Annotated in this window: 19 protein-coding genes, 1 other RNA gene and 1 pseudogene; 6 read left to right on the forward strand and 15 right to left on the reverse strand. The window is 66.4% G+C overall.

All coding sequences use genetic code 11. The features are described from left to right. Positions 1-33: 33 nt before the first annotated feature. Positions 34-1,998, forward strand: coding sequence for an OmpA family protein (locus JDO7802_RS08975; RefSeq protein WP_055084642.1), 1,965 nt, complete (start codon positions 34-36; stop codon positions 1,996-1,998). Beyond that, positions 1,995-2,318, forward strand: a complete 324-nt coding sequence (locus JDO7802_RS08980) for a hypothetical protein (RefSeq protein WP_055084644.1) — start codon at positions 1,995-1,997, stop codon at positions 2,316-2,318. Before JDO7802_RS08975 ends, JDO7802_RS08980 begins: the two co-directional genes overlap by 4 nt. Before the next feature lie 3 nt (positions 2,319-2,321). Here JDO7802_RS08980 and JDO7802_RS08985 read toward each other — a convergent pair whose 3' ends face one another. Continuing rightward, a complete protein-coding gene (locus tag JDO7802_RS08985) occupies positions 2,322-3,353 on the reverse strand; it encodes a polysaccharide pyruvyl transferase family protein (protein ID WP_055084646.1) in 1,032 nt (343 codons plus the stop codon). A 157-nt stretch (positions 3,354-3,510) separates the two neighbouring features. Then, positions 3,511-4,272 (reverse strand): DUF1013 domain-containing protein, encoded by a 762-nt coding sequence (locus JDO7802_RS08990; protein WP_055084648.1) that lies wholly within the window; start codon positions 4,270-4,272, stop codon positions 3,511-3,513. Between the two features lie 130 nt (positions 4,273-4,402). Here JDO7802_RS08990 and JDO7802_RS08995 point away from each other — a divergent pair, with 130 nt between their 5' ends. Next, positions 4,403-5,035, forward strand: a complete 633-nt coding sequence (locus JDO7802_RS08995; protein WP_055084874.1) for a ribonuclease T2 family protein — start codon at positions 4,403-4,405, stop codon at positions 5,033-5,035. On the opposite strand, the gene JDO7802_RS09000 is transcribed toward JDO7802_RS08995, so the two are convergent. From JDO7802_RS09000 to JDO7802_RS09030, 7 genes are all read right to left on the reverse strand, one after another. Further along, complete coding sequence (locus tag JDO7802_RS09000) at positions 5,032-6,330, reverse strand: GGDEF and EAL domain-containing protein (protein ID WP_055084650.1); 1,299 nt, start codon at positions 6,328-6,330, stop codon at positions 5,032-5,034. The genes JDO7802_RS08995 and JDO7802_RS09000 overlap by 4 nt on opposite strands. A gap of 88 nt (positions 6,331-6,418) precedes the next feature. Next, entirely contained in the window at positions 6,419-7,015 is a 597-nt protein-coding gene (gene recR, locus JDO7802_RS09005; RefSeq protein ID WP_055084652.1) for a recombination mediator RecR, read from the reverse strand. Between the two features lie 16 nt (positions 7,016-7,031). Continuing rightward, a complete protein-coding gene (locus JDO7802_RS09010; RefSeq protein ID WP_055084654.1) occupies positions 7,032-7,376 on the reverse strand; it encodes a YbaB/EbfC family nucleoid-associated protein in 345 nt (114 codons plus the stop codon). 174 nt (positions 7,377-7,550) lie between these two features. Next, entirely contained in the window at positions 7,551-8,030 is a 480-nt protein-coding gene (dps, locus tag JDO7802_RS09015; RefSeq protein WP_055084656.1) for a DNA starvation/stationary phase protection protein Dps, read from the reverse strand. A 101-nt stretch (positions 8,031-8,131) separates the two neighbouring features. Then, on the reverse strand, positions 8,132-9,832 hold the full coding sequence (locus tag JDO7802_RS09020; protein ID WP_055084657.1) for a DNA polymerase III subunit gamma/tau: 1,701 nt from the start codon (positions 9,830-9,832) through the stop codon (positions 8,132-8,134). A gap of 62 nt (positions 9,833-9,894) precedes the next feature. Beyond that, positions 9,895-10,260, reverse strand: a complete 366-nt coding sequence (locus tag JDO7802_RS09025; protein ID WP_055084659.1) for a YidH family protein — start codon at positions 10,258-10,260, stop codon at positions 9,895-9,897. Beyond that, positions 10,260-10,820: a TetR/AcrR family transcriptional regulator gene (locus JDO7802_RS09030; RefSeq protein WP_187298116.1), complete on the reverse strand. Its 561-nt coding sequence runs from the start codon at positions 10,818-10,820 to the stop codon at positions 10,260-10,262. Before JDO7802_RS09030 ends, JDO7802_RS09025 begins: the two co-directional genes overlap by 1 nt. Before the next feature lie 78 nt (positions 10,821-10,898). Between JDO7802_RS09030 and JDO7802_RS09035 the strand changes: the two genes are divergently transcribed. Beyond that, the gene (locus JDO7802_RS09035; protein ID WP_055084663.1) at positions 10,899-11,768 is read left to right on the forward strand and encodes an alpha/beta hydrolase family protein; all 870 of its coding nucleotides are present in this window, start codon (positions 10,899-10,901) and stop codon (positions 11,766-11,768) included. Positions 11,769-11,788: 20 nt separating this feature from the next. On the opposite strand, the gene ffs is transcribed toward JDO7802_RS09035, so the two are convergent. The 5 genes and pseudogenes from ffs to JDO7802_RS09055 form a co-directional block, all read right to left on the reverse strand. Further along, an RNA gene (ffs, locus tag JDO7802_RS17655) (signal recognition particle sRNA small type) lies at positions 11,789-11,887 on the reverse strand. Between the two features lie 36 nt (positions 11,888-11,923). After that, a complete protein-coding gene (locus JDO7802_RS09040; protein ID WP_055084665.1) occupies positions 11,924-12,361 on the reverse strand; it encodes a hypothetical protein in 438 nt (145 codons plus the stop codon). Between the two features lie 114 nt (positions 12,362-12,475). Then, the gene (locus JDO7802_RS09045; protein ID WP_055084667.1) at positions 12,476-13,240 is read right to left on the reverse strand and encodes an ABC transporter permease; all 765 of its coding nucleotides are present in this window, start codon (positions 13,238-13,240) and stop codon (positions 12,476-12,478) included. After that, positions 13,237-14,019, reverse strand: a pseudogene (locus JDO7802_RS09050) (ABC transporter ATP-binding protein); the annotation flags it as partial. The pseudogene JDO7802_RS09050 and the gene JDO7802_RS09045, both read right to left, overlap by 4 nt. A 147-nt stretch (positions 14,020-14,166) precedes the next feature. Beyond that, positions 14,167-15,171, reverse strand: a complete 1,005-nt coding sequence (locus JDO7802_RS09055; RefSeq protein ID WP_055084669.1) for an ABC transporter substrate-binding protein — start codon at positions 15,169-15,171, stop codon at positions 14,167-14,169. Between the two features lie 215 nt (positions 15,172-15,386). On the opposite strand from JDO7802_RS09055, the gene nudC reads away from it, so the two are divergent. Both nudC and JDO7802_RS09065 read left to right on the forward strand, forming a co-directional pair. Beyond that, positions 15,387-16,328: an NAD(+) diphosphatase gene (gene nudC, locus JDO7802_RS09060; protein ID WP_055084671.1), complete on the forward strand. Its 942-nt coding sequence runs from the start codon at positions 15,387-15,389 to the stop codon at positions 16,326-16,328. A gap of 63 nt (positions 16,329-16,391) precedes the next feature. Further along, positions 16,392-16,844: an SRPBCC family protein gene (locus JDO7802_RS09065; RefSeq protein WP_055084673.1), complete on the forward strand. Its 453-nt coding sequence runs from the start codon at positions 16,392-16,394 to the stop codon at positions 16,842-16,844. Between the two features lie 4 nt (positions 16,845-16,848). Here JDO7802_RS09065 and JDO7802_RS09070 read toward each other — a convergent pair whose 3' ends face one another. After that, a complete protein-coding gene (locus tag JDO7802_RS09070; RefSeq protein WP_055084675.1) occupies positions 16,849-17,694 on the reverse strand; it encodes a prephenate dehydratase in 846 nt (281 codons plus the stop codon). Positions 17,695-17,717: the final 23 nt, after the last annotated feature.

Raw genomic sequence — 17,717 nt, forward strand, 5'->3', positions numbered from 1 at the left:
GGCTAATCAAGCGCAGGGCACGACAGGACACGCATGTCACGTAAACGAATTCTTTCGACCGCAACCGCATTTCTTGTGGCCGCAGGCGCTGCGGTCGGCGGGGCCTGGTTCGCGGCCGATTACGTCGAGGAATCGTCGCGGACCGCCGTGGAGCAAACCTTCGACGAAACCGGGCTGGACTGGGCGGGCGTCGCGACCGACGGGCTGCAACTGATCCTGACGGGCGTCGCCCCGGACGAGCCGGCGCGGTTCCGCGCGGTGACCCGCGCCGGCGGTGTCGTCGACCCCCGTCGTATCCTTGACGCGATGGAGGTGGAGGCCAGCCGCGCGCCGGTCGTTCCGCGCTTCTCGCTCGAAATATTGCGCAACGAGTCCGATCTATCGGTGATCGGGCTGGTGCCGACCCGGGGCGGGCGGGAATTGCTGGACGGTCTGTTGGAGGACGCGGCCGAAACGCTGCCGCTGACGGTGACCAACATGGTCGAGACGGCGGACCACGACGTCCGTGACACGTGGGATGATACGGTGCGGTTCGCGGTGTCGATCCTGGAGAAATTGCCGCGGTCGAAGGTGTCGGTGGAGGCGGGGCGCATCGTCGTCACGGCCGTCGCCGACAGCGACGACGAGCGTATCGCGCTGGAGCGGGATCTGAACCGGGCCAAGCCGCGCGACGTGATGCTGGTGCTGGATATCGCGTCGCCGCGCCCCGTGATCACACCCTTCACCCTGCGCTACGTCATGACCGAGAGCGGTCGGTCGCGGTTCGAGGCCTGCGCCGTCGATACCGAAGCCGCGCGCACCCGCGTTCTGGCCGCCGCGGCCCAGGCCGGGTTCACGGGCACCGCGAACTGCGTGATCGGGCTGGGCGTGCCGTCGGCGGGATGGTCCACGGCCGCGTCGCAGGGGATCGAGGCGATCGCGCGTCTGAATGGCGGGGCGCTGACACTGTCGGATGCGGATGTGTCGTTGATCGCGCTGGAAGGCACATCGCCCGCGCTGTTCGACACGGTCGTGGCCGAACTCGACACCGCGCTGCCGGAGTTGTTCGTTCTGTCGGCCGTGCTGCCTGAACCCACGCAGGTGGACGGGACGGGCGAGTCGGAGACCGGGCCGCCGGAATTTGTCGCCACCCTGTCGCCCGAAGGGCAGGTCCAATTGCGCGGACGGCTTTACGATGAGGCGCAGAAGGCCGCGGTGTTCAGTTTCGGACGTTCGCTGTTCGGGGTGAACAACACCTATGCCGCGACCCGGGCGGACCAGACGCTGCCCCAGGGCTGGCCCAAGCGCGTGCTGGCGGGGATGGAGGCGTTGTCGCGGCTGGAGCAGGGCGTGGTCATCGTGCAGCCCGATCTGGTCGTCCTGCGCGGTTTGACCGGCGACCGGCAGGCGGAGGCGAATATCTCGGGGCTGCTGTCGGCCAAGCTGGGGGCGGAGGCGGATTTTCGGATCGACGTCACCTACGACGAGGAACTGGATCCGCTGCTGAATATTCCGACACCCGAGGAATGTGAGGCGCGGCTCAACGATATCCTGGTCGGGCAGAAGCTGACCTTCGCGCCGGGCGAAGCGGTGATCGAGGAAGCGGGTGACGGGCAGCTGTCGCGCCTGACGGATATGCTGCAGGAATGTCGCCGCGCCGTTTTCGAGATCGGCGGGCATACCGACAGCCAGGGGCGCGAGGAATCGAACCTGGCCCTGTCGGTCGGACGCGCCGAAGCGGTGCGCGCCGCCCTGATTTCGCGCGGCGTGCCGCCCAGCCAACTGGTCTCCAAAGGGTACGGCGAGGCGGAGCCGATCGCCGACAACGACACCGAAGCCGGGCGGGAAATCAATCGCCGCATCACCTTTACCCTGCTGGGTCGCCGCGACGCGGTAGCGGGGGGCACGCCCGTACCGGATGCCCCTACCGAGGGCGAGACGACCGAGGTGCCCGCCCCCGAGACCGGCGAAGATTCCGCCATCGAAGAAGATACCGCCACCGAAGGGACGGACGAATGAACCGCACCGAATTCGTGATCGCAATCGCGGTCATCCTGTTTGTCGCCTTCGTGCTGGGCTGGTTCGCGTCCTGGCTGGTGTACCGTTTCAGCCGGGTCACGATTTCGGACGTGGCGGAACTGGAGGAGATGGCCAAATCGCTGCACGACGCGGAGGAGCAGCGGGACGAGGCGATCACCTATTTTCAGTACCGCGAGACGGAATTGCAGACGCAGCTGACCCAGGCGCAGGCCGAACTGGCGGCCGCGATGGATGGTCTGCGCGAAGCGCGGCACGAAGCCGGGGAGTTGCGCAAGTACATCGAGAAGATGAACGCCTGACGCCTAGCGCAGGTTATAATCGTCCAGCATCCGCTCAAAGGCGTCCGACAGTCGCGCCAAGCGGTCGGCCCGCACCGCATCGCTGCTGAGCATCGGGGTCTGGCGTTGAAGGCCCTCGAAATAGGCGGCGATTTCGTCCGCGTTGGCGCGGTTGGCGCGCCGGGCGACGCCGCTGCCGCGCAGGGCTGCCATCGCCCGGAACCCCGCCGCGCGCGTCGTCCGCAGCACCGATTTCGCCTGAACCCGCGCCGCATTCAGGGGGCCGGGTTTGGCGCGCGTCGGCGCGGATTGCGCCACGTCGAACGTGTCGGGGGCGACGTCGATCGGCACGGGAACGCCGCCGTTCGCGCCCATCGCGCGGCCCTGAAGCCGGGCATCGAAGATGTCGGATGCGGGAAGCTCGAACGGCCGATAGGACAGGTCGAGCGAGCCGCACCAATCCAGCCATTTGAATTTCAGCACCCGTGCGGGCGACGACACGGCGATCCAGGGCGTGCGGTAGTAGTCGGCCATGATCGCGCCGTGCAGTGACTCCACGATCGCCAGATCGGCGTTGGCGATGGCCGACAGCACCCGCTTGCCATCCCAAAATGGATCGACGAAGTCGACGTCCATCTGCGCGCATTGCGCAGCCCAGTTGCCGTATTGCGATGACGTCCAGTGCGGCACGAAAACGGTGCCGCGCCGGGCGCGCGTCAGATTGGCATATTCGGGCAGTCGGTCCACCAGCCAGGCCCCGTCGGTGATGGCCACGGCCGGGTCGAGGCCCAGGTGCCGCGCCGTCAGGGGGCCACGCACGCAGTATATTTTCCAGCGCGCGGCCTGTTCAGGTGTGGGCAGGCCGGAATAGCCGGTGCCGGTGCCGAACACGACCTTGTCGCCCGGCACGTCGTCGAGATTGTGCGACAGAAGGGAGCCAACGCCGACAAGGCGGGGGCTGTTGCCCTGAACCAGGGCAGGACACAGGTCGCGCCACATCCAGGCGTTCATATGATCGCCGAAATTGGTCGTGACGGAGTAGTAGAAGGGGCGCATCGCAGGGTTCCGGGATCGGGTGCCCCGATGTCCCCGACGCCGCCCTTGGGGTCAACCGACGGTCGGGCGATTGTCGCGGGCTGTGGCCACGTGGACCGGATGGCAAAAGGGCCGCCCCCGAAGGCGCGGCCCGTGCAATCACGCCGTCTGTGCCGCGTTACTTGTCGGCGTCGTCATCGTCTTCGTCATCGGGGATGTTGAAGAAGCTGTCGGCATCGCGCACGTCGCGCCGGTCGACCTTCTCCTCTTCCTCGTCGTTGCCCGACAGGCTGAACGTCTCGAGGCCCGAGATGTTCGACGGCATCTTCGGCTCGTCGGGGTCCATGCCGAGGCTCTGCTCGGTGGAGACCAGCTTGCGACGCTCATCGTCGGTCATCGCGGCTTCCCCGTCCTTGGCCTGCTTGGCGGCGGCCTTCTGCACTGCGGCGTCCAGCTCGGTCTGTTTGCACAGGCCAAGGGCGACAGGGTCGATCGGCTGAATGTTCTGGATGTTCCAATGCGTCCGCTCGCGGATGGCCTGAATGGTCGGCTTGGTCGTGCCGATCAGCTTGGAGATCTGGGCGTCCGACAATTCGGGGTGGAACTTGACCAGCCAGAAGATGGACGCCGGGCGATCCTGACGCTTGGACAGGGGGGTGTAGCGGGGGCCGCGGCGCTTCTCCTCGCCTTCGGAGGCGGGGTTGTGCAACAGCTTGAGCTTGCGGGCCGGGTCCTTTTCGGACGCGTCGATTTCGGCCTGCGTCAACTGCTTGTTGGCGACCGGGTCGAAGCCCTTGACGCCCACGGCCACGTCGCCGTCGGCGATGCCCTGAACCTCCAGCTCGTGCAGGTCGCAGAAATCGCCGACCTGCTTGAAGGTCAGCGTGGTGTTGTCGACCAGCCAGACGGCGGTGGCCTTGGCCATGATAGGTTTGTTCATCGTTTGCATCCTTCCAGACATGGCTTCTTCGTCGCCCGGATCAGGGGCTGCGGCGCTGGCCGCTTGTTCTCGCTTTCGGGGAACTTGGGGCGCTATATAGGACGGGCCGATGAAAACCGAAAGACCCAAGATGAAACGTCTGATCGCCGCCCTGATGATGCTGGCCACGCCGCTGCACGCCGAGGGAGAGGCGGCCAGAGAGTTCGACTATTACGTGCTGGCCCTGTCGTGGACGCCGACGTGGTGCGCGTTGGAAGGCGACCGGCGCGAGTCGCCGCAATGCGATGCGGGGCGGGGATACGGGTTCACGCTGCACGGCCTGTGGCCGCAGTACGAAACCGGCTGGCCCAGCTATTGCCGCACGCCGGAACGGTCCGCGACACGCGGGCAGACGGCGGCCATGGTCGATATCATGGGGTCGTCCGGTCTGGCGTTTCATCAGTGGCGCAAGCACGGCGTCTGTACGGGGCTGGATGCGGAGGATTACTTCGATCTGTCGCGCCTGGCCTATGCGCAGGTGACGCGGCCCGCCGCGATCCGCGACCTGGGGCGGGAGGTAACGTTGCCCGCCCGCGTGATCGAGGACGCCTTTCTGGAGGCGAACCCGGAACTGTCCGCCGACGGTGTGACGGTGACCTGTCGGGCCGACCGGGTACAGGAAGTGCGCGTGTGCCTGACCCGTGATCTGGAGCCGCGGACCTGCGGGCGCGACGTGATCCGCGACTGTGCCCTTGACGACGCGCTTCTGTCGCCGATGCGCTAGGCCGGCGTATTCATTCGCGCGGACCAGTCGGCGGCGGGCGCCGGGCGGCCCAGATGATACCCCTGTCCGTAGTGGACGCCCAAGTCGATCAGGGCCTGGGTCTGCGCCTCGGTTTCGATCCCTTCGGCGATCAGGTCGAGGTTCATGCCCTTGGCCAGCGCGACCATGGCCGTCAGCGTGGCTTCCTCCCGCCCGGTGGTTCCCAAACCGGCGACGAAGTAGCGGTCCACCTTCAGGATGTCGACGGGATAGCTGCACAGACGTTCCAGGTTGGACAGGCCAGTTCCGAAATCGTCGAGCGCAATCCGCACGCCGCGGGCGCGCAATTCTTCGATCAGCGCATGGGCGCGGTCGGGGGCGACGATGACGGCCGTTTCCACGATCTCCAGCACGAGGTGTTCCGCCGGAAGTTTATCGAGGATCTGCGTAAGCCATCGGCCCGCCGGGCTGTCCTTGCCGTCAAGGATGGCACCGGTCACGTTGAAGGTGGTGTAGATCGGCTTGGGGCGGCGCACGAAATGCTCCGCCGCATCGATCGCGACACCCGGCAGCAGATCGACGCCGGCTTCGGGCAGGCGGTTCAGGGTGTCGATGAAGCCGCCAGGGCCCAGGACGACCCCGTCGGGCCGGTTCCAGCGCAGCAGGCTTTCCACGCCGACGGCGCGGCGGTCGGACAATCGCGCGATGGGCTGAACATGATATTCAAGCGCGCGGGTGTGGATGGCGTCCGCGATGACGTCTTGCGACGGCATGATCGATGGTGCCGCGGCGGCGCGGACGGCACCCGTCTGGTTGCCGCCCGCCCGCTTGGCGTTGGCAAGGGCCATGTCCGCCCGCAGGATGGACCGGGCGCGGCTTTCATCCGTGGCGGTCGCCACGACCCCGACCGACAACGTGCGCGCGACGGTCCCGTCCAACCCCGCGACCTGCACCAGAGAGGCGAGGCTGCGCAGGCGTTCGGCCATGCCGACGGCGGTGTCCAGATCGGTGTCGGGTGCCCAGATCAGCAACCGCCCGCTTTCCAGCCGTTCCAGCGCCGCGCCGGGCGGCAGGCCCCGCCGCAAAACATCACCCACCGCATGCAAAAGACGGTCGCCGGTGTCGAAGTCGTGCTGATCGTTGACCCCCGTCAGGCCGTCGAGATCGAAAAGCGCCAGAGCGGCCCCCGGACTGTTGCGTTCCGCAAGGGGGACGGCGCGCAGTTCGGGGTGTGTCGGCCTGGGACGCCGCCACCGGCCAAGACCCACCCCGAGCAGGAGTGCCAAGGCGGCAAACAAAAGCGAAGCTATGTCCATGCGTCCCCGGGCCATTCAGTCACAGACCGGAATCGGACCGCGCTCAAGGCGTGGATAGAGCTAACACGCTGGCGTCCGACACCGAAATCTAAAAAGCCTTACGCGCGGACAAGGCGGCGCGCAGGGTGCCGTCATCGAGATAGTCGAGTTCACCGCCGATCGGCACGCCCTGGGCCAGCCCGCTGATCGCCACACCGGTCGGGGCCAATTCCTGCGCGACGTAATGGGCCGTCGTCTGCCCCTCTACCGTCGCGTTCAAGGCCAGGATCACCTCGGTCACGCCTTCGGCGGCAATCCGGTCGCGCAACTTGGGAATGTGTAGATCGTCCGGGCCAACGTCGTCGAGCGGGGACAGCGTGCCGCCCAGAACGTGATACCGACCGTGAAAGACCTTCGCCCGTTCCATCGCCCAAAGGTCGGCGACATCCTCGACCACGCAAATCAGGCCGGTTTGTCGCTTGGCGCTGTCGCAGATGGCGCAGATATCGCCCGTCGACAGGTTTCCGCAGTTCAGGCACGCGCGCACGGTCCGACCCACATCCGCCAGCAATTGTGCCAACGGCAGAAGTTGCGTGTCGCGCTTCTTGATCAGGTGCAGGACGGCGCGACGGGCGGACCGCGGGCCAAGACCCGGCAGGCGGGCCATCAGCCCGATCAGGGCCTCTATGTCGCGCGTGGCGTCCATCGTGCGGGGCAGCCGATCAGAACGGCAGCTTCATGCCCGGCGGCAGGCCCATGCTTTCGGCGATCTTGCCCATCTCCTGCTGGCTGCGCTCCCCGGCGCGGGCCTGCGCGTCCTTGATGGCGGCCAAGATCAGATCCTCGGCCATTTCCTTCTCGGAGGGCACGAAAATCGACGGGTCGATATCAAGGCCGACCAGCTCGCCCTTGGCGGTGCAGGTCGCCTTGACCAGGCCGGCTCCGGATTCGCCGATGACCGTTATGGACGACAGGTTGTCCTGCATCTCGCCCATCTTGGACTGCATCTCCTGCGCCTTCTTCATCATCCCGGCCATATCGCCGAGGCCGCCAAGACCCTTGAACATCCGCATTCCTCTCCGTTTCGCGTTGATCTGGAAGTAAGCGCCGGAATGGCAAACGACAAGCCGGACATGGCCGTCGCAACAGGTTCGGGCGTCCGTGGGGCGGTGCGTCGAATGCGCAAACGGGCCGTCCCCGGTCGGGGCGGCCCGTTCGTAGCGATCTGGTGGCGCGGTTCGTCAGACGGCGGCGTTGGCGCCGATGAACCAGGTGTCCTTCTCGACCATGCGGCTGACTTCGGTCAGCAGGTCGGCGGTATCCTCGTCCCCGGCGTCGTCGGCGGCTTCCATACCCTTGCGGATCATTTCGCCGTAATCTTTGAAGCGCGACACAAGCTCAGAGATATGCTCCTCGATCGCGGTCAACTCGACCGGATAGGGTTTCAGCGTGGTCTTGTCGCCCACGACCTGTGTGGTGCCGCGCGCGAACCCACCCATCAGGGCGACCCGTTCGGCCATCATGTCGGTGCCTTCGCCCAGACGGGCCGAAACCTCGTCCAGCAGTTCGTGCACACCGATGAAGCCACGGCCCCGCAGATTCCAATGGGCCTGCTTGACGGCAAGCCGCAGGTCGATGCCGACGGCCAGGCGCGCGTTGAGCACCTCGCACATCTGTTCCTGAGTCTGCTGGTCTAGTCCTGTTACGAAGCTGTCGGGCATGGTGGCCTCCGGTTGTTTGGCGTTTCACCGTCCCAACAGCCGTAGGGGGGATTCGGTTTCATGCCGGGGCGGGGATTTTCCGGCGGGCCGCGCGGGTCGCCTCATCCCTCGTCGAAGGGATCCCATTCGTCCTCGACCTCGGCCAGGCTGTCCTCGGCAGCCTTTTGTTCGATGACCGCAAAGGTCCTGACGGGCAAAAGCTCCGCGCCGGGAAAGGCGTTCAGGATGGCCTGCGTGAACGGGTGGGAGCGGGCGGCCAGATCGGCCTCGTCCTGAACCTCGTTCTTCACTTCGGCCACGGTCGGCGCACCGCCCTGCGCGATCGACACGATCCAGCGCACGCCGGTCCAGCCCTGCAACCGCCCGGCCAGCCGCGCGCCCAGATCGGCGGCGGCGCCCGGGGCCGGCTCGAATTCGATCCGGCCGGGGGCATAGGCGACAAGGCGCACGCCCGTCTCCACCTCAACCAGCAGTTTCACGTCGCGGTTCGCACGGATCAGGTCGATGACATGCGGGAACGTCTGGAACCGGGCCAAGGACGGATCGCTGTCGTGGGCCAGTGCCGGCATGGCGGACCCGCGCGCGACCGGGCTGGACCCGCCGCCCGAGGGGGCCGGGCGGGCGGCAGGTGCTGCGGCCTGGGGCATCGGCGTATCGCGCAGCTTGCGGACCAGGTCGTCGGGACTGGGCAGGTCGGCCACATGGGTTAGACGGATCACCGCCATCTCGGCGGCCATCATGGCGTTGGGGGCGTTGCCCACCTCCTCCAGCGCCTTGAGGAGCATCTGCCACATCCGGGTCAGGCTGCGCATCTGAAGCCCTGCGGCGAAGGCCTGACCGCGGGCGCGTTCGTCCGGGCTTACCGTCGGGTCTTCGGCGGCGTCGGGCGTGATCTTGATGACGGAGACCCAGTGCGTGAGTTCGGCCAGATCGCGCAGCACGGCCATCGGATCGGCCCCGTCCGAATACTGCCCGCCCAATTCCTCCAGCGCGGCCGCAGCCTCGCCCTTCATCACCATGTCGAACAGATCCATCACCCGGCCCCGGTCCGCCAGGCCCAGCATCGCGCGAACCTGATCGGCGGTGGTTTCCCCGGCCCCGTGGCTGATCGCCTGATCCAGCAGGGACATCGCATCGCGCACCGATCCTTCGGCGGCGCGCGCGATCAGGGCCAGCGCGTCGGTCGCGATTTCGGCCCCTTCCCTGGCGGCGATGCCCCGCAGGTGGGCGATCATCACTTCCGGTTCGATCCGGCGCAGGTCGAACCGCTGGCACCGGGACAGGACGGTGACGGGGACCTTGCGGATCTCGGTGGTGGCGAAGATGAACTTCACGTGGGCGGGCGGTTCTTCCAGCGTCTTGAGCAGCGCGTTGAACGCACTGGTCGAGAGCATGTGAACCTCGTCGATGATGTAGATCTTGTAGCGCGCGGAGGCGGCGCGGTAGTGGACCGAGTCGATAATCTCGCGCATGTCGCCGACGCCGGTGTTCGATGCCGCGTCCATTTCCAGAACGTCGACGTGGCGGCCCTCGGCGATGGCGACGCAGGGCTCGCAGACGCCGCAAGGTTCGGTCGTCGGCCCGCCGTTGCCATCCGGCCCGACGCAGTTGAGCCCCTTGGCCACGATGCGCGCGGTTGTCGTTTTGCCCGTGCCCCGTATGCCCGTCAGGATGAACGCCTGCGCGATACGGTCGGCGGCGAAGGCGTTGCGCAGCGTGCGGACCATCGGGTCCTGGCCGATCAGATCGGCAAAGGTCGCGGGGCGGTATTTGCGCGCGAGAACCTGGTATTCCGTCGTCATGCCTGCCCCTCCGGTCCGGTCGTCAACTTAGGCCGATCGCGGGCCGGTTGCCAGAGCCCAGGTCACAGCGTCCAGAGCACGATGCCGATGGTCACCGCCCCGACCGAAAAGATGATCGACAGCAGCGTGTAGTTCTCGCGGGATTGTACCTCGGCCTGGTGCTCGTCCAGCCGGGTCTGCGTCTTGCAGGCATTTTGGCGCGCCGACCAGAAGATGAAGAGCGCGGCGATCACGAACAGGGTCGACACCAGCTTGGGCACCCAAGTGGGTTCCGCCTCGCCGAAGACGGCGCGCAGTCCGACGGCGATGGCGATGGCGGCCATGCCGGTTCGCATCCAGCCCGCGAAGGTCCGTTCGTTCGCAAGCGTCGTGCGGTCTTCGGCCCAGTCGGTCCGGTCTTTGGCCAGGCTGTTCTTGTCGTCGGACATCACGCGCTCCTCGTTTCGCCCAGGGTCAGAAGGTCGGGCATGTTCCGCAGGGGGGCCGCATCGCCGCGGATGCGCGCAAATGTCCAGCACCCGATAAGGGTCGCCCAGATCCGTTGCGCGTCCGTCAGCGGGGCGGGGCCGTGCAGTCGGAGGCCCTGCGCCTGGGTCGCGTCGATCCAGGATTGCAGCAGGCGTTCGCCTTCGGCCCTGTCCAACGGCCCATCCAGGAACAACGTCTGGACCGGGCAGGCACGCCAATGGGCCTGCCGTTCGAACAGGCGGGCGAGCTTTTCGCACATCCGCACCGTCCCGCCAGAAAAATCCTCGGCCGGGTCGTAGGCGCGGGCGATGATGTCCAGCATCAGGTCCGACGCCAGGTGCGCCGCCGCCCGGGCGAGGTCGGCCTTTCCGGCGGGAAAGTGATGATAGAGCGATCCCTTCGGGGCCTGCGCCGCCGTCAGGATGTCGGCGACTGAGGTGCCGTGAAACCCCCGTTCCTGAAAGAGTGTCACGCCGGAGTGGATCAGCCGGTCGCGGGTTGAGGGGGTGGGGTCGGCCATGGCGTAACTTTCCATGACTTGACCGAATGGTCCAGCGCATGTCATCAGACCGTATGGTCTAGACTGATTGGTCCAATAATGAACGTGTCCACGACACAGAATGTGACGATCCCGTCCGGTCCCGCCGCGCTTGCCGGGACCCTGTTTGTGTCCGGTGAAAAACCGAAGGCCGCTGTCGTTCTGCACGCGGCGACCGGTGTCCCCGCGCGGTTCTACGCGGCCTTTGCGACATGGTTGTCGCGGGATCGGGGGATCGCCTGTCTGACCTACGACTACCGCGATTTCGGAGCGTCGGGGTCCGCGCAGGGCAGCGCCGCGACCATGACCGACTGGGGCGTCCACGATCAACAGGCCGCGCGCGACTGGTTGCGCGCGCGTCTGCCGGAGGCACCGCTGTGGGTGATCGGCCATTCGTTGGGGGGTATGATGCTGCCGTATCAGACCGGGCTTGCGTCCATCGCGCGTGTCGTCACGGTCGCGTCGGGGGCGGTCAATGTGCGGGATCATCCCTGGCCCTATCAGGCCTTCGCGCGGGCCTTCTGGGCACCGGGTCTGGGTGCGCTTTCCCGCCGGATCGGCCGATTTCCGACGCGCGCGCTGCGCATCGGGCACGACCTGCCGGCCGGGGTCTATGCGCAGTGGCGGCAGTGGTGCACCTCGCCCGCGTTTCAGCGTGACGACGCGGATCTGCCGGTCGCCGATGCGACCGCGCTGACCTGTCCGATGCGGGTGGTCGCCGTATCCGACGATGCGCTGTGTCCGCCGGCGGCGGTCTGGCGGCTGATGACGGCCTATCCAGGGGCGATGAAACGTCAGGTGGTTCTGGACCCGCGGACCTTCGGCATGGCGCGCATCGGGCATCTGGATCCGCTGGGCGAACGGGGACGTCCCTTGTGGCCGACGTTGATCGCGCAGGATTTGCCATCGCGGAGCAACGTGCTGATCTGAACCGATTGCAAGGGGAGGGGTGGTGAGAGGCTGGACGACGACCCAAACGGGACTCGCTGTGGCTGCTTCCTTCCGGACCTGACCAGGTTGGCAAGACGCCTGCCCGCGCCAACCTCTCGACCAACAGGTAATATGCGCCGCGCGCCGATGCAAGATCACTCTGCGACGCGACCCATCCATTTCCAGGCATCCGCCGCAATCGCTTCGCCGCTTTCGTAGAACCAGTGGCTGTGCCCCTCCAGCCGGACGAGGTCGAACGGATGCCCGGCACTGGCCAGCGCGGCGGCACTGTCGCGGCCCGGCCCCCACCATTTCACGCCTTCCGATGTTCGGAACCCGATGCCCTGCGTCGGATCGGGGGTATAGTCGTGGGATGCCGGAAAAGTGATGAAACGCGTTTCGCTCAACTCTCGCATCTGGCGGCGGGGGTGGTTGGCCGTTGTCCGGGCCGCCCTCGAGATTTCCGGCAGATCATCGAGGCTGGCGGTGTCGAAGAATGGGAGCGCGACGTGGAGTGCCCGCGCTTTGAGGGCCGATGGAATGGCGATCAGAAGGATCACGATACGAACGGACATCACCAGGTATCCGAGCATGCGTATTTGGCACCCTCCGTCATGTCGGAAAGCCATGCCATGCCCCGGAAACCGGGGTAGATTTTGACGGCCAGAGCCGCAGGCCGCGATCGGGAATCGTGCATCAAGACAGGATTACCCCGGTGCGCGTTCCGCCCAACCCGCAAAGATCTTTTCCAGCGCGACCACGACGTAGAAGAGCGCGATGCCAAGTACGGCCAGCGCGATCAGGACAGCGAACATCAACGGGTAATCCGCATTGGTCCGACCCGAATCGAACAGGGCCCCAAGGCCGCGTCCGTGGGGCGACACGATTTCCATCAGATTGGTGCCGATGAAGGCCAGCGTGACCGAAACCTTCAGCGCGCCGAAAAATTCCGGCAGCGTCTTGGGCAGGGCGATCTTCCAGAAAATCGTCGTGTTGGAGGCCCCCAGACTGCGCAGGATGTCGCGGTATTCAGGCTCCAAAGTGGACAGGCCGATGGATATGGAAACGGCGATCGGGAAGAACGAGATCATGAACGCCATCAGGATCGTATTCAGATCGTGCTGGCCGATAAAAAGCAGCGCGATGATCGGAACCACCGTGGCCTTGGGCACAGCATTGAAGCCGACGAGGAGGGGGTAGAGCGCTTCGCGGGCAAGCCGCGAAAACCCCATGATCATGCCCAGAACGATGCCGAACACCACCGCCAGCGCAAGGCCGACCATGGTGCGCCACAGGGTCTGCCAACTGCCCGACAGGAACAGCTCCCAATAGCGGGTGTAGGCGGGCGGCAGGTCGGAGGGAGAGGCCATGACGAAGTTCGGCCAGCCGTTTGCCCAGACCAGCACCTCCCACAGCAGAAGGAAGACGACCATCGCGCTCAGCGGGACCGCGATCTTGCGCAGGGCGTTCATCGGGGTGCCTCCGTGCTGGGGTCTTGCGCGGTGGCGGCGACATGCTCGACCGGGCGGTTTGCCACACCGGGGACGGGAACGGGGGACGCGGCGGGCGGATCGACGTCGCGGCCCTGCGCCACCTGAATTTCGCGCCGCAGAACCGCCAGCAATTCGACGGCGCGCGGCGCATAGAGATCGTCGAGCGTCCGCCTGCCGCCCATATCGATTTCCACCACCCGCTGCGCAAAGGCCGGGCGGGCGGAAAAGACGACCGTGCGGTCCGACAGGAACACGGATTCGCGCAAATCGTGGGTGATGAGGACGCAGGTGAATTGCTCCTTGGCCCGCAATTCGTGCATCGTCTGCCACAGGTCTTCGCGCGTGAACGCGTCGAGGGCGCCGAACGGCTCGTCCAGGATGAGAACCTCGGGGCGGTGCACGATGGAGCGGCAGAGCGAGGCGCGCTGGCGCATCCCGCCAGACAGCTCCGATGGTTTCTTGTCCTCGAACCCCTCCAGCCCCACGAGAGCGAGGAGTTCGCGGGCGCGATCCTGTTGCTGCGTCTTCGACATCGAGGTCGAGACGATTTCCAGCGGTAGCATCACGTTCTGCAAAATCGTGCGCCATTCCAGAAGGACGGGGTTCTGGAACGCCATGCCCACCGTGCTGCGCGGCCCCGTCACCGGCGCGCCACCCAGACGCACGATGCCCTGGTCGGGCTTCATCAGGCCGGCAATCAGGCGCGTAAGCGTGGACTTACCGCACCCGGACGGCCCCACCACGGCGGTAAAGCTGCCTTCGGGCATGTCGATGCTCAGGTCCTTGAGCACCGGTAGAGGTCCGGCCGCCGTGGAATAGGCGTGCGTGACGTGTTCGAGAGATATGGGAAGGGACATGGGGGGCTTTCGGGGTTCGGGCGGCCCGGATGGCCGCCCGCAGAAATATTACTTCAGCATCCGCGCATCGGCATCGGGCAGATAGGCGTCGGTGAAGTAGAGGCTGGCATCGGGCTCGGACTGGAAGTCGTAGACCAGCTTGGTCTGCTCGATGGCTTTCGCCATACGGTCGGCGTCGATGCCGCCCATGCCGTTTTCGACCACATAGTCGGTCAGGACGTTCGCGTCGATCGACAGCTCCAGCCGGCGCTGTTCCAAGTCGACGTCGCCGGCCGGGTTGCGGTCGATGACGGCCTGCGCCCCCATGGCCGGATCGGCGATGACGTCCTTCCAGCCTTGTGCGACGGCCGTCAGGAAACCGGTCACGACCTCCGGGTTGGCTTCGGCGAAGTCTGTGTTGGCGATGATCGCATTGCCGTAGAGTTCAACACCGTGGTCGGCCATCAGGATGGTGGAGATATCCTCCTCGGGCACGCCCAGACGCACGAGGTTGAGGTAGGACGAGAAGCTGAACCCGGTCACGGCATCGACTTCGCCCCCGGCCAGCATCGGCTCGCGCGTGGGGAAGCCGACGGGTTCGACCGTGACCTTGCTGGCGTCGATGCCGGCGGTTTCGGCGAAGATGGGAAATTGTGCCCAAGCCCCGTCGGGGGGTGGCGCACCCAAGGTGCGGCCTTCCAGATCGGCAGGTTCGGATACGCCTAGCGACTTGCGACCGACGATGGCGAAGGGCGGCTTGTCATAGACCATCATTACCGCCGTAACCGGCGCGTCGGGGTTCTGATCCAGAAAGCGCATCAGCGAGTTGATGTCGGCGAAACCCATCGGAAAAGCGCCGGTGGCCACCTTGGGGATTGCGTCGAGCGAGCCCTGGCCGGCGCTGATTTCAACCTCCAGCCCCGCGTCGGCGAAATGACCCTGATCGATTGCGGCGAAATAGGCGGCGGAGGGCCCTTCGAATTTCCAGTCGAGTGCGAAGGGCACTTCGGTCTGAGCCAGAGCGGGCGCGGCAAGCAGCATTGCGGCGGCGACGCCGCCAAGTTTCGTGAACATGAAAATCTCCCCAGTTGGACGCCTGATTTGCGAGAGCCTGACCGTCGAGGGCCAGAGATGGCGACCGATGGTGTGGAAGGTGCCCGGCAAAATGCCCGCGATTCAACCGATTCGGTGCATCAGTGCCTAAATTTGGTGCGCGTGAGGTCTTTCCGCGGTCGCTCCCGCCCCCTATCCATGCCCGACCGCAGCCCGACCGCCACAAGGAACGCCCGATGAGACACGCAGAGACGGTGACCTTCGGCGGCGGCGGTCTGGACCGGTCGGAAGACCTGCGCCGCCATCCCGAAATCCTGGAAACCCTGCCGGTCCGAACCCTTGCGATGTGGCGGGGCAAGCCGCTGATGAATGCGGCGCGGGACGGGTTGGCCCTGGTCGACGGGCACGTCTTCGCGGATCTGGGCACGCCTGTCCTGCTGGGCCGGATCGAGGAAACGGCGATCTTTGCGCGCGACGTGTCCGGGCTGGACGTGTCGGGCCTGTCCGACGCGTTGGGCGCGTTCCTAGACCCTAGCGAGCAGACACATCCCGATCTGCCGAACGGCACGGCGTTCTGCGAATTGCGCGGAATGATGACTCATCTGACGCCGCTGGATGCCGAGCTGGCCGCCACGGCGCGCGGGGTCCTGGAGTGGCACCGCACCCATGGGTTCTGCGCCAATTGCGGAACGGCGACGCAGGTCGGCAAGGCGGGGTGGATGCGGGCCTGTCCGGGCTGCGCGCGCGCCCATTTTCCGCGCACCGACCCTGTGGTCATCATGTTGGTGACGCGGGGCAATTCGGTCTTGCTCGGCCGCTCTCCGGGGTGGCCCGAGGGGTTTTTCAGTTGTCTGGCCGGGTTCATGGAACCGGGCGAGACGATGGAGGCCGCCGTCCGCCGCGAAGTCTGGGAGGAGACGGGCGTGCGCGTGGGGGCGGTGTCCTACCTTGCCAGTCAGCCCTGGCCGTTCCCCGGCAGCCTGATGCTGGGCGCGCACGGACAGGCCACGTCCGAGACGATCGAGATCGACCCCGAGGAAATCGCCGAGGCGATCTGGGTCCCGCGCGAGGAACTGGCCGAAGTGTTCGCCGGCACGCACCCGCGCCTTCTGCCCGCGCGCGACGGCGCGATCGCGAATTTCCTGCTGAAGAACTGGCTGGCAGATACGCTGGCCTGATCGCTCTTTGCCCGGCGCGACGGGCGCGATATGGGATGACACGGGATCAGGAGCGTTGCCGCGATGAAATTTGTTGCCACCGAAGATATCGCCGCGCCCATCGAAACCGTCTGGGCACGCGTGTCCGACCTGGAAGGGTTCGAGGACCGCATCGGCAAGCGCGTGGGTCAGATTGCCCGCATTCCGCCCGGACCGCCGGGACAGGGCACGTCGTGGACCGGCAAGGCCGAGATCATGGGCAAGGCGCGCGTGGTCAAGGTGACGGTGGCGACGCTGGCCGCCCCGACCCAATTGGTGGCCGAGGCTGGGACCGATGGCATGACCGTCACCATCCAGGTCGATCTGAAGGAACTGAGCCCGCGGCTGACGCGGCTGACGGTCACGTCCGAGGCGCGGGCCCGAAGCCTGGCCGCGCGGCTGATGCTGCAATCGGCCAAGCTGGCGCGGCAGACGATGGCCAAGCGCTACAAGGCGCGGGTGGCGGATTTCGCGTCGCAGGTCGAAAAGGGCGCCTGAGGCGTCAGTCGGCCCCGCCGTCGAAATGATCGGGATCGGCGGGATAGACCCCCAAAATGTTCAGCTGGGTGCAGAAATACGCCAATTCCTCTAGTGCGCGGGCGACCGGCGCGTCGTCGGGGTGACCTTCGATGTCGGCGTAGAATTGCGTCGCGGTGAATTGCCCGTCGACCATGTACGACTCCAGCTTGACCATGTTCACGCCGTTCGTCGCGAATCCGCCCATCGCCTTGTAGAGGGCGGCGGGAATGTTGCGGACTCGGAAGACGAATGTGGTCTTGACCGGGCCGCTGCCCGGGGCCGGCTGATCGGGCGCGGGCGACATGATGACGAAGCGGGTCGTGTTGTGGCCCTGATCCTCGATGTCGCGGGCCAGCACCTCCAGCCCGTGCGTTTGCGCGGCAAGCACCGAGGCCAGGACTCCGTCGGATCGTTGACCGCCCCGTGCCAGATCGGCGGCGGCCCCGGCGCTGTCTGCGGCGGCTTCGGCGGTGATGCCCCGCGCGTTCAGCCAGCCCCGCGCCTGCGGGATCAGCACCAGATGCGCGCGCACGTGGCGGATATCCGAAAGCGGCGTGCCCGGCAGGGCCATCAGCGCGATGCGGACGCGGATGAACGCTTCGCCCACGATGTGCAGGCCGGATTCGGGCAACAGACGGTGCATGTCGGCCACGCGACCGTAGGTCGAATTCTCGACCGGAAGCATCGCAAGGTCGGCGTCGCCGCTGCGCACGGCGGCGATGCAATCCTCGAACGTGGGGCAGGGCAGGGGCGTCATGTCCGGCCGCGCCTGGGCGCAGGCTTCGTGGGAATAGGCCCCAAGCTCCCCCTGAAATGCGATCTTGCCCATCGTCGGCCCCCGTTTTCCGCACG

The sequence above is a fragment of the Jannaschia donghaensis genome (genome assembly GCF_001403795.1).
Lineage (GTDB): Bacteria > Pseudomonadota > Alphaproteobacteria > Rhodobacterales > Rhodobacteraceae > Jannaschia > Jannaschia donghaensis.

What these genes read in the sequence shown, in the direction of transcription:
- dps (WP_055084656.1), bottom strand. Translation starts at nt 8,030, where the DNA reads ATGCCCGACAGCTTCGTAACAGGACTAGACCAGCAGACTCAGGAACAG.
- JDO7802_RS09065 (WP_055084673.1), top strand. Translation starts at nt 16,392, where the DNA reads ATGAAATTTGTTGCCACCGAAGATATCGCCGCGCCCATCGAAACCGTC.
- JDO7802_RS08990 (WP_055084648.1), bottom strand. Translation starts at nt 4,272, where the DNA reads ATGAACAAACCTATCATGGCCAAGGCCACCGCCGTCTGGCTGGTCGAC.
- JDO7802_RS09070 (WP_055084675.1), bottom strand. Translation starts at nt 17,694, where the DNA reads ATGGGCAAGATCGCATTTCAGGGGGAGCTTGGGGCCTATTCCCACGAA.
- JDO7802_RS09035 (WP_055084663.1), top strand. Translation starts at nt 10,899, where the DNA reads ATGAACGTGTCCACGACACAGAATGTGACGATCCCGTCCGGTCCCGCC.
- JDO7802_RS09055 (WP_055084669.1), bottom strand. Translation starts at nt 15,171, where the DNA reads ATGTTCACGAAACTTGGCGGCGTCGCCGCCGCAATGCTGCTTGCCGCG.
- JDO7802_RS09045 (WP_055084667.1), bottom strand. Translation starts at nt 13,240, where the DNA reads ATGAACGCCCTGCGCAAGATCGCGGTCCCGCTGAGCGCGATGGTCGTC.
- JDO7802_RS08995 (WP_055084874.1), top strand. Translation starts at nt 4,403, where the DNA reads ATGAAACGTCTGATCGCCGCCCTGATGATGCTGGCCACGCCGCTGCAC.
- JDO7802_RS08985 (WP_055084646.1), bottom strand. Translation starts at nt 3,353, where the DNA reads ATGCGCCCCTTCTACTACTCCGTCACGACCAATTTCGGCGATCATATG.
- recR (WP_055084652.1), bottom strand. Translation starts at nt 7,015, where the DNA reads ATGGACGCCACGCGCGACATAGAGGCCCTGATCGGGCTGATGGCCCGC.
- JDO7802_RS09040 (WP_055084665.1), bottom strand. Translation starts at nt 12,361, where the DNA reads ATGCTCGGATACCTGGTGATGTCCGTTCGTATCGTGATCCTTCTGATC.
- JDO7802_RS09010 (WP_055084654.1), bottom strand. Translation starts at nt 7,376, where the DNA reads ATGTTCAAGGGTCTTGGCGGCCTCGGCGATATGGCCGGGATGATGAAG.
- JDO7802_RS08975 (WP_055084642.1), top strand. Translation starts at nt 34, where the DNA reads ATGTCACGTAAACGAATTCTTTCGACCGCAACCGCATTTCTTGTGGCC.
- JDO7802_RS09025 (WP_055084659.1), bottom strand. Translation starts at nt 10,260, where the DNA reads ATGTCCGACGACAAGAACAGCCTGGCCAAAGACCGGACCGACTGGGCC.
- JDO7802_RS09000 (WP_055084650.1), bottom strand. Translation starts at nt 6,330, where the DNA reads ATGGACATAGCTTCGCTTTTGTTTGCCGCCTTGGCACTCCTGCTCGGG.
- JDO7802_RS08980 (WP_055084644.1), top strand. Translation starts at nt 1,995, where the DNA reads ATGAACCGCACCGAATTCGTGATCGCAATCGCGGTCATCCTGTTTGTC.
- JDO7802_RS09030 (WP_187298116.1), bottom strand. Translation starts at nt 10,820, where the DNA reads ATGGCCGACCCCACCCCCTCAACCCGCGACCGGCTGATCCACTCCGGC.
- nudC (WP_055084671.1), top strand. Translation starts at nt 15,387, where the DNA reads ATGAGACACGCAGAGACGGTGACCTTCGGCGGCGGCGGTCTGGACCGG.
- JDO7802_RS09020 (WP_055084657.1), bottom strand. Translation starts at nt 9,832, where the DNA reads ATGACGACGGAATACCAGGTTCTCGCGCGCAAATACCGCCCCGCGACC.